Genomic DNA, 9,702 nt, shown 5'->3' on the forward strand with positions numbered 1-9,702 from the left:
TCCGGGCCCGCACCGGGCCCGGATCGAGCCGTCACTCCCGGCCCGTCCGCACCGGACGGGCCGTTCGCGTGTCCGGCACCGGTCAGCGCGACGCCCACTTGCGCAGCCACGGCTCGACCGCCCGGCCGACCGCAGCGGGATCCTTGTTCAGGTCGTGCCGCTCCCCCGCCAGGACCACGACGTGCGCCGCGTCGGCCGCGTCCGGCACGCCGAACGGGTCGCGGTCGCCGTTGACGACGAGGACCTCCACACCGGCCCCGCGCAACTCCCCCACCCGCGTCTTCTCCGGCTTGCCGGGCGGGTGGAGCGGGAACGCCAGCGCCACCACCCCGGCCGCGCCGGCCGCCGCCGCCGTCCGGCACGCCACCCGCGCACCGTTGCTGCGGCCGCCCTGCACGAGCGGGACGCCCGCGAACCGCTCCCGCAGCGGCCCGACGATCTCCAGCCACGCCTCGTCCTGCCTGACCGGCGCGCCGGGCGCCCGGCGGCCCGCGAACCGGAACGGCTGCGTCACCCGCGCGACGGCGCCGCCGAGCCCGAGCGCGGCCTCGCGGACGGCGAGCAGGTCGGGGGCGTCGACGCTCCCGTTGGACCCGTGCGTCAGGACCAGCAGGAACGCGGCGTCCCGCACCTCGTCCACCACCACCTCGGCGGGCCCGTGCGCCGTCGTGACCTCCATGCGACCACCGTAACGGCCGCGCCAGATGATCTCTGCGGCAGACTGGGCGCATGGAGAAGATGACAGACGGCGAGTGGCGCGCGTTCGTGAGCGAGGGCACCCGCACCGGCAAGGCCGGCGTCATCCGCAAGGACGGGACGCCGCACGTCACACCGATCTGGTTCGTCCTCGACGGGGACGACCTTCTGTTCAACACGAGCCGGCACAGCGTCAAGGGCCGCGCCCTGGCCCGCGACCCGCGCCTGTCGGTCTGCGTGGACGACCAGACCCCGCCGTTCTCGTACGTGCAGCTCCAGGCGGAGGCCGCCCTGATCGAGGACCTGGACGAGATGCGGCACTGGGCCACGCTCATCGGCGGCCGCTACATGGGCGCGGAGCGCGGCGCCGAGTTCGGGGCGCGCAACGCCGTCCCCACCGAGTACCTCGTCCGCGCCCGCATCACCAAGGTGGTCGCGGAGCGCGCCATCGCGGACTAGCCGCCCGGCCCGCTCCCCCGGGCTAGCCGTCCGGCCACTCCGGGACGGGCGCGCCCGTCGCCAGGCGCAGCCGCTCGGCGAAGCTCTCGTGCAGCAGCGGGCCCCACGGGTAGCCGTCGGGGACGCGGACCGCCCCGCCGAGCACCGCGTGCGCCTCGTCGCCCCGCCGCTCGGCGTACCGGACGGCCAGCAGCGCGTACATGTGGTCGAGGGCGCCGAACGCCTCCCCGGCGAGCGCCGGGAGCGTGCCCTCCGACACGGCCTGCTCGACGACCGGCTCCCACCACAGGTCGGCGTCGCCGTCGTCCTCGCCGAAGTCGCGGCGCAGCCTGGCCCGCACCTGCGGCGCGGTGCCCGGTTCGGCGAGCCCGCGCCGCCACACCTCCCCGGCCTCGCCGCCGCGCCCGCGCAGCGGCAGCGTCCGCGCCAGCAGCTCGGTGGCCAGCGGCCCGGTCTCCGGGTCGGCGGGCTCCGCCGCCAGCGCCGCGCCGAACGCGCCGATCGCCTGGTCGAGGTAGGAGATGCCGAGCGCGACGGCGAGCCGCGCGTAGGCGTACGGGGCGGCGTCGCGGTCGATCAGCCGCAGCCCGGCGGCCAGCGTCTTCTGCGCCCGCGCCGGGTCGCCGCGCTCGAGCAGCCGCTGCGCGAGGTCGTGCGCGGCGAGCGGCCCGTACTCGGCGTCGCCGGTCGCGACCGCGGCCTCCCAGTGCTCGCGCGCGGCGTCGAAGTCGCCGCCGTCGTCGGCGATCCGGGCCAGCGCCAGGTGCGCGGGCGGCAGGTAGGCGGGGTTGCCGAAGCCGACCACGGCGCGCCAGGCGGGCGCGGCCCGTTCCGGCTCGCCGGCCCGCTCGTGGGTGAGCGCCAGGTGGTAGGCGGCGCGCGGCCCGTACTCGGGGTCGCCGGTGGCGATCGCGACGCCGTCGGCCTCCCGGGCCCGCTCCACCTCGCCGGCGTCGTCGAGGACGACGGCGAGGCCGAGCGCGGCCCGCGCCCGCACCGGCGTCTCGCCCATGGCGAGCACCTTCTCGAACAGCAGCGCCGCCTGCCCGGCGGCACCGCCCTCGGCGAGGCCGCGGGCCTCGTCGCACATCCGCGCCGGGTCGGCCGTCTCGTCCGGCAACTCGCTCATCGGCCCCTGCCCTCTGGGGTTCGTGGAAGTCCGCACAGAGACTAGCGACCCGGCGCCCCCGCGTCCCGCGACGACACCCCGAAACCCCCACCAAGATCACATATCCGTCCCGGCGGGGGCCCGGGCCCCGGCCCCTCAGTCCTCGAACGCCTCGGGGGGCGGGCAGGAGCAGACGAGGTTGCGGTCGCCGTAGGCCTGGTCGATGCGGCGGACGGGCGGCCAGTACTTGCCCTCCCGCACCGACGGGACGGGGTAGGCGGCCTCCTCGCGGGTGTAGGCGTGCTTCCAGTCGTCGGAGACCAGGGAGGCGGCGGTGTGCGGGGCGTTCTTCAGCGGGTTGTCCTCGCGGTCGTAGCCGCCGTCGGCGACCCGCTGGATCTCCCGGCGGATCTCGATCATCGCGTCGCAGAACCGGTCGAGCTCGGCGAGGTCCTCGGACTCGGTCGGCTCGATCATCAGGGTGCCGGCGACGGGGAACGACAGGGTCGGGGCGTGGAAGCCGTAGTCGATGAGCCGCTTGGCGACGTCCTCGGCGGTGATCCCCGTCTCCTTGGTGATCTTGCGGAGGTCGGCGATGCACTCGTGCGCGACGAGCCCGTTGCGGCCCGTGTAGAGGATCGGGTAGTGCGGGGCGAGCCGCGCGGCGAGGTAGTTCGCGCTGATGATCGCGCCCTCGGTCGCGGCGCGCAGCCCGTCCGGGCCCATCATCGCGATGTAGGCCCAGGAGATCGGCAGGATGCCCGCCGAGCCCCACGGGGCGGCGGAGATCGGGCCGACGCCGGTGTCCGGGCCGGCCTCGGGGCGCAGCGGGTGGTTCGGCAGGAACGGGGCGAGGTGCGCGCGGACGCCGACCGGGCCGACGCCCGGGCCGCCGCCGCCGTGCGGGATGCAGAACGTCTTGTGCAGGTTCAGGTGGGAGACGTCCGAGCCGAACTCGCCGGGGCGGGCGAGGCCGACGAGGGCGTTGAGGTTGGCGCCGTCGACGTAGACCTGGCCGCCCGCCGCGTGCACGGCCGCGCACACGTCGGTGATCGTCTCCTCGAAGACGCCGTGCGTGGACGGGTACGTCACCATGATCGCGGCGAGCCGCTCGCCGTGCCGCTCGATCTTGGCGTGCAGGTCGTCCAGCGCGATGTTGCCGCCCTCGTCGCACTTGACGACGACGACGCGCATCCCGGCCATGACCGCGCTGGCGGCGTTGGTGCCGTGCGCGGACGACGGGATCAGGCAGACGTCGCGGTGCTCCTCGCCGCGGGACGCGTGGTAGCCGCGGATCGCCAGCAGGCCCGCCAGCTCGCCCTGGGAGCCGGCGTTCGGCTGCACCGACACCTTCGCGTACCCGGTGATCTCGGCGAGCGCGTCCTCCAGCTCGCCGATCAGCTCCAGGTGGCCGGCGGCCTGGTCGACCGGCGCGAACGGGTGGATGTCGGCGAACTCCGGCCAGGTGATCGGCTCCATCTCGGCGGTCGCGTTCAGCTTCATCGTGCAGGAGCCGAGCGGGATCATCGAGCGGTCGAGCGCGATGTCCTTGTCCTGGAGGCGGCGCAGGTAGCGCAGCATCGCGGTCTCGGAGCGGTGCGCGTGGAACACCGGGTGCGTCAGGTAGGGGCTCTCCCGGCGCAGCGCGTCCGGGATCGCCTCGGCGGCGTCGCCGGCGGGCGCGGCGCCGAACGCCTCCAGCACGGCCGTGACGTGCTCGGGCAGCGTCGTCTCGTCGCAGGCGATCCCGACGCGGTCGGGGCCGTCCGGGCGCAGGTTGACGCCGCGCTCGCGGGCGGCGGCGACGACCTCGGCGGCCCGGCCCGGCACGCGGGCGAGGACGGTGTCGAAGAAGGCGCCGTGCACGACCTCGACGCCGGCGGCCCGCAGCCCCGCGGCGATCTCGGCGGCCCGGCGGTGGGCGCGCTGCGCGATCGCGGCGAGCCCCTCGGGGCCGTGGTACACCGCGTACATGCTCGCCATCACGGCCAGGAGGACCTGCGCGGTGCAGATGTTGCTGGTGGCCTTCTCCCGGCGGATGTGCTGCTCGCGCGTCTGCAGCGCCAGCCGGTAGGCGAGGGCGCCGTCCGCGTCGACGGACACGCCGACGAGGCGTCCGGGCAGCTGCCGCTGGAGGCCCTCGCCGACCGCCATGTAGCCGGCGTGCGGCCCGCCGAACCCGTAGGGGACGCCGAACCGCTGCGCCGACCCGACCGCGATGTCGGCGCCCGACTCCCCCGGCGGGCGCAGCAGCGTCAGCGCGAGCAGGTCGGCGGCCACGACGGCCTTGGCGCCGCGCTCGTGCGCCTGCGCGATCACCGGCTCCAGGTCGCGGACGGCGCCGGACGCGCCCGGGTACTGCAGCAGCACGCCGAAGAAGTCGCCGTCCGGGAGGCCCTCGGACAGGTCGGCGGTCACCACCTCGATGCCGAGCGGGACGGCGCGCGTCCGGACGACCTCGATCGTCTGCGGCAGCGCGTCGGCGTCCACGAGGAACGTCCCCGGGTCCTTGCGCCTGGACGCGCGGTGCGCGAGCGCCATCGCCTCGGCGGCGGCGGTGCCCTCGTCCAGCATGGAGGCGTTGGCGACGGGCAGGCCGGTCAGGTCGGCGACCACCGTCTGGAAGTTCAGCAGCGCCTCCAGCCGCCCCTGGGAGATCTCCGGCTGGTACGGCGTGTAGGCGGTGTACCAGCCCGGGTTCTCCAGGACGTTGCGCAGGATCACGCCCGGGACCGTCGTCCCGTGGTAGCCGAGCCCGATCATGGAGGTCAGCACGGTGTTGCGGGACGCCAGCTCGCGGAGCCGGGCCAGCGCGGCGGGCTCGCTCAGCGCGGGCGGCAGGTCCAGCGGGCGGGCGGTGCGGATCGCGGCGGGGACCGCGGCGTCGATCAGCGCCTCGGCGCCGGAGTAGCCGATCGCGGCGAGCATCCGGTCGCGGTCGGCCGGGCCGGGGCCGATGTGCCGGTCGGCGAACGCGGCGCGGGCGTGCTGCGGCGAAGCCACGGGGGCGAAGAACTGCGCGGTCATGGAGAGCCTCCTGGCTGCTGCGGTCGCTCAGGGCCACCGCCGGCGCGCGGGCCGGCGGCCGGTCTCCCCCTCTGTCATCGGCACCTGAGAGCTTCACCCGCGCGGCGGGGTTTCCCCTTCGGTGAGCCGCGTTCCCCGCGCGCGGGGAACGACGCCTGCTTTCCAGAGGTGCCTCGCCCGAGCGGTCCTTTTGCCTGAGAGGTTCCGGGGAGGTTGCCCCTTCGGCGCCCCGCGCTGGCGGCGCGGGGGCTCTCCCGCCCAGGGTCGACGGCATGTCCTGAACGAACCCTACCCAAAGACCGGTCCCGGCCGCCGCCGCGGGCCCCGGCGGGACGGGGTCCCCCCGCCGCGGACACGGAGGGCGTCCCCCGGTGCCGGACCGGTACCGGCCGGTACGATGTGCTGATTCACCTGGGACAAGACGGACCTCGGGCCACGGGGGCGGAGATGGGGCTGCGGGGTGCACGCGCGACCGGCCGGGAGGCGTCCCGGCGCTCGACGGCGCGCCGCCGGTTCTGGGACGCTGATCACGATGACGGACGGCCCGGGCGGTAGCGGCGTGACGCAGACCCACGACGGCGCGGTGCGCGCGGCGCGCGGCGCGCCCGCCGGGGCGCCGGTCGACGAGCCCGCCCTGCCGGACCGGATCCGCCGGCCCACCGACGCGATCAGGTTCGCGGCGTCGCTGGCCGGGCTCGCGGCGGTGATGCTGCTGGTGTCGATCGCGCAGCAGACCACGCACGGCCTGCAGACCGACATCGCCGAGGGCACCGCGCACGCGCCCCGGCTGCTGCTGACGCTCGCGACGCTGGTGTCCAGCTTCGGGGTGCTGGCGGTGCCGGTCGCGTTCGCGGTGGAGCGGCTGTTCCACAAGGACGGGACGCGCGTCGCGATCGCGCTGCTGGCCGCCGTGATCGCCTTCGGTATCACCGTGGGGCTGGACGACCTGGTGGTGCGGGCCGCCCCCGGCGGCGTGCTGGACTCGCTGATCTGGGGCGGCACCGAGACCGCGCCCGTGCACACCGACATCGCCCCCGTGATCGCGTTCGCCACCGCCGTCGGGATGGCGGGGCGCACCCGCTGGCAGGCGGCGACCTGGATCATGATCGGGCTGGCGGCGCTGACCGGGCTCACCGCGTCGTACGCGTCCGTCGCCGCCCTCGCGGCCACCTACTTCCTCGGCCGCGCCATCGGCCACGGCACCCTGTACGCCGTCGGCACGCCGAACCCGCGGCCGTCCGGGACGGCGGTGGTCGCGGCGCTGGAGCGGCTCGGGATGCGGCCGGAGCGGGGCGCGCGGCTGGACGAGCCCGCCGACGACACCGAGGACGGCCGCCGCTACGGCGTCGTCCTCGGCCCGTCCGCCGCCGGCGGGTACGGCGCCCGGGTGCCCGCGGGGCGCGGCGCGCACGGCGACTGGGACCTGGAGGTCCGCGTCCTGGACCGGGACCAGCAGACCGCCGGGCTGCTGTACCGGATCTGGCGGCTGCTGCGGCTGCGCGCCGCGACCAGCGGGCGCACGCTGCGGTCGCTGCGCCGGTCCCTGGAGCAGGAGTCGCTGATGGCGTACGCGGTCGACGCGGCGGGCGTGCGGACCCCGCGGCTGGCCGGCACCTGCGAGGTCGGCACGGAGGCGGCGCTGCTGGCCTACGAGCACGTGCCGGGCCGGCGGCTCGGCGACGTGCCGGACGGCGAGGTCACCGACGAGCTGCTGACCGACGTCTGGCGGCAGTTCCGGGCGCTGCAGGGCGGCCGGCTCGCGCACCGGCGGCTGGAGGACCGGGCGCTGCTGATCGGCGAGGACGGCCTCGCCTACGTCACCGACCTGCGGGCCGGGGAGACCGCCGCGGGCGACCTGGTGCTGCGCCTCGACCTGGCGCAGCTCCTCACGACCCTCGCGCTGCGGGCCGGCCCCGAGCGGGCCGTGCGGACCGCCGCGTCCGTGCTCGGCGAGGAGGCCCTCGGCGGGGCGGTGCCGCTGCTGCAGCGGGTGGCCCTGTCCCGCGCGACGCGCGCCGCGCTGCGGCGCGACCGGGAGCTGCTCACCCGCATCCGGGAGCAGATCGTCCGGCTGAAGCCGGAGACCGAGGCGGCCCCGGCCCGGCTGGAGCGCTTCCGGCCGAGGACGATCTTCAGCGTGGTGGCGCTGTCGATCGCCGCCTACATCGTCATCCCGCAGGTGACCAGCCTGGACGTCGGGTACCTGGCGGCCACGGCGAGCTGGCACTGGGTCGCCGCGGCCCTCGGCGCGGCGGCGCTGACCTACGTCGGGGCGGCGCTCATGCTGATGGGGTTCGTCCCAGAGCGGCTGCCCTTGGGCCGGACGGTGCTGGTGCAGCTCGCCGCGTCGTTCGTGAAGCTGGTCGCGCCGGCGGCCGTCGGCGCCGTCGCGGTCAACACCCGCTACCTGCAGCGCTCGGGGGTGCGGCCGGCCCTGGCCGTCGCGAGCGTCGGCGCGTCGCAGCTCGTCGGGCTGGTCACGCACATCCTGCTGCTGGTGCTGTTCGGGTTCATCACCGGCTCGACGGCGAAGGCCACGCAGGACCTGGCGCCGTCCCGCACCATCGTGATCGCGGTGCTGGCGCTGGGCCTGGTCGCCGGGCTGGCGCTGACGGTCCCCCGCGTCCGCCGGGTGGTGACCTCGCGGCTGCGGAGCATGTTCTCCGGCGTGGTGCCCCGCCTGGTGGACGTCCTGCAGTCCCCGACGAAGCTGTTCACCGGGATCGGCGGCAGCCTGCTGCTGACGCTGGCGTTCGTCCTGTGCCTGGACGCGTCGATCCGCTCGTTCGGCGGGTCGCTGCCCTGGACGACGGTGGTGCTGGTGTTCCTCACCGCGAACGCGGTCGGGTCCGCGGCGCCGACGCCGGGCGGTCTGGGGGCCGTCGAGGGCGCCCTCACCCTGGCGCTGACGATCTCCGGGCTGTCCGCGGAGACCGCGACGTCCGCGGTGCTGCTCTACCGGCTCTTCACGCTGTGGCCGCCCGTGCTGCCGGGCTGGGGGGCGTTCGCCTTCCTCCAGCGCAAGGAGGCGCTCTGAGCGTCAGCCGGTCCGGCGCGCGCGGCGCCGGTTGGCGAGCTCATCGTGGGGGTGCTCGATAGGGTCCGCGGCGGCGCGTTCGCCGGGGAGCTGCGCGAGGCTCCCCTCCACCTCCTGCCACACCCGGCCCAGCGCTATGCCGAACACGCCCTGCCCGCCCTGCAGCAGGTCGACGACCTCGTCAGCGGACGTGCACTCGTAGACGCTGACGCCGTCGCTCATCAACGTGATCTGCGCGAGGTCCTGGACGCCGCGGTCCCGCAGGTGGGTCACGGCCGTCCGGATCTGCTGCAGCGACACGCCCGTGTCCAGCAGCCGCTTCACGACCTTCAGCACGAGGATGTCGCGGAAGCTGTACAGCCGCTGGCTGCCCGATCCCTGCGCCGCGCGCACGCTCGGTTCCACGAGTTTCGTGCGCGCCCAGTAGTCGAGCTGCCGGTAGGTGATCCCCGCCGCGGCGCACGCCGTCGGGCCCCGGTAGCCGACATCCTCCGGCGGCGCGGACACCTGCGTGTCGAAGAGCAGCCCCTGCTCTCCGGCACGGCGGGACGCCACGTGCCTGTCGGGGGTCGCCTTGCCCTCGCCGCTGCTCACCGCCACGCGGACCTCCGGCTTCTATCATCCCGTGGCGGTTCGTCAAGGGGGTTTGACGAATTACACCACGGGTGTTCCACCAGCACGGTAGGTGCCGGTCAGGGTGGGGTCAACGTTCATCGTCGGCGCGTCGCATGCCCGGATGAACCCACGTATTACCTGCATTTCTGTGTTTATTGCAGCGCACTCCTTCTTCGGCCCCGGCGGGCCTCCATCCTCGTGCACTGCGCGCGATCGTTGCATCGCTCCGTCTCGCTTTGCGGCTCGCTGCGCGATCAGGTTTCTCGCAAGCTCGAAACCCGCCTTCGAACGCGATCTCAATGCCACAGGTCGTCGCGGGGTCGCGGTGGTGGCCGAGGTGGTCGCGGATCGCGGCTACCGGCAGGCGATCAAGCCTATCTTCATGAATCCCCAGGAACCGGGGCAACAAACCCACTGCTCGCACGTTATCCCAGGCTAACCCGGTGGGAAGCCTGTTCCCGGCAGGCTCGCCGTCACGCTTCGCCCGGCTTCAGCCCGCTCGGCCGAAGTCCTCCGGGGAGATGGTGTCGAGGAACTCGCGGAACTTCTCCACTTCGTCCTCTTGCTCGTCGGGGATGGCCACGCCGGCCTCTTCCAGGACGTCCTCGCTGGCGAAGATCGTGGCGCCGGTGCGGAGGGCCAGGGCGATGGAGTCGGACGGGCGGGCGCTGACCTCGACGCCGTTGGAGAAGACGAGGTCGGCGAAGAAGATGCCTTCGCGGAGCGCGGTGATGTTGACCGTGCGGAGCTGGACGCTGAG

The 9,702-nt window shown here is 74.9% G+C and carries 7 protein-coding genes and 2 riboswitches; of the genes, 2 read left to right on the forward strand and 5 right to left on the reverse strand.

Annotated features, from left to right (window positions below):
- Positions 1-82: 82 nt before the first annotated feature.
- Complete coding sequence (locus ETD96_RS33940) at positions 83-679, reverse strand: alpha/beta hydrolase family protein (RefSeq protein WP_138640576.1); 597 nt, start codon at positions 677-679, stop codon at positions 83-85.
- A 50-nt stretch (positions 680-729) separates the two neighbouring features.
- Between ETD96_RS33940 and ETD96_RS33945 the strand changes: the two genes are divergently transcribed.
- On the forward strand, positions 730-1,155 hold the full coding sequence (locus tag ETD96_RS33945; protein ID WP_138640577.1) for a PPOX class F420-dependent oxidoreductase: 426 nt from the start codon (positions 730-732) through the stop codon (positions 1,153-1,155).
- Between the two features lie 22 nt (positions 1,156-1,177).
- Here the strand turns inward: ETD96_RS33945 and ETD96_RS33950 are convergent, their stop codons facing one another.
- Together ETD96_RS33950 and gcvP are read right to left on the reverse strand one after the other, a co-directional pair.
- Positions 1,178-2,284 carry a tetratricopeptide repeat protein gene (locus ETD96_RS33950; RefSeq protein ID WP_138640578.1) on the reverse strand — a complete coding sequence of 369 codons (1,107 nt, stop codon included), beginning with the start codon at positions 2,282-2,284 and terminating at the stop codon, positions 1,178-1,180.
- Positions 2,285-2,419: 135 nt separating this feature from the next.
- Positions 2,420-5,290 (reverse strand): aminomethyl-transferring glycine dehydrogenase, encoded by a 2,871-nt coding sequence (gene gcvP, locus ETD96_RS33955; RefSeq protein WP_138640579.1) that lies wholly within the window; start codon positions 5,288-5,290, stop codon positions 2,420-2,422.
- 61 nt (positions 5,291-5,351) lie between these two features.
- Positions 5,352-5,462: riboswitch (glycine riboswitch) on the reverse strand.
- Positions 5,463-5,557: riboswitch (glycine riboswitch) on the reverse strand.
- A gap of 265 nt (positions 5,558-5,822) precedes the next feature.
- Here gcvP and ETD96_RS33960 point away from each other — a divergent pair.
- On the forward strand, positions 5,823-8,327 hold the full coding sequence (locus ETD96_RS33960; RefSeq protein WP_138640580.1) for a lysylphosphatidylglycerol synthase transmembrane domain-containing protein: 2,505 nt from the start codon (positions 5,823-5,825) through the stop codon (positions 8,325-8,327).
- Between the two features lie 3 nt (positions 8,328-8,330).
- Here the strand turns inward: ETD96_RS33960 and ETD96_RS33965 are convergent, their stop codons facing one another.
- Both ETD96_RS33965 and ETD96_RS33970 read right to left on the reverse strand, forming a co-directional pair.
- The gene (locus ETD96_RS33965) at positions 8,331-8,927 is read right to left on the reverse strand and encodes a MerR family transcriptional regulator (RefSeq protein ID WP_089326825.1); all 597 of its coding nucleotides are present in this window, start codon (positions 8,925-8,927) and stop codon (positions 8,331-8,333) included.
- A gap of 505 nt (positions 8,928-9,432) precedes the next feature.
- On the reverse strand, positions 9,433-9,702 hold a 270-nt coding region (locus ETD96_RS33970), incomplete at its 5' end, for a bifunctional nuclease domain-containing protein (RefSeq protein ID WP_138640581.1).

The sequence above is a fragment of the Actinomadura geliboluensis genome, assembly GCF_005889745.1.
Taxonomy (GTDB): domain Bacteria; phylum Actinomycetota; class Actinomycetes; order Streptosporangiales; family Streptosporangiaceae; genus Spirillospora; species Spirillospora geliboluensis.

What these genes read in the sequence shown, in the direction of transcription:
- ETD96_RS33945 (WP_138640577.1), top strand. Translation starts at nt 730, where the DNA reads ATGGAGAAGATGACAGACGGCGAGTGGCGCGCGTTCGTGAGCGAGGGC.
- ETD96_RS33960 (WP_138640580.1), top strand. Translation starts at nt 5,823, where the DNA reads ATGACGGACGGCCCGGGCGGTAGCGGCGTGACGCAGACCCACGACGGC.
- ETD96_RS33950 (WP_138640578.1), bottom strand. Translation starts at nt 2,284, where the DNA reads ATGAGCGAGTTGCCGGACGAGACGGCCGACCCGGCGCGGATGTGCGAC.
- gcvP (WP_138640579.1), bottom strand. Translation starts at nt 5,290, where the DNA reads ATGACCGCGCAGTTCTTCGCCCCCGTGGCTTCGCCGCAGCACGCCCGC.
- ETD96_RS33940 (WP_138640576.1), bottom strand. Translation starts at nt 679, where the DNA reads ATGGAGGTCACGACGGCGCACGGGCCCGCCGAGGTGGTGGTGGACGAG.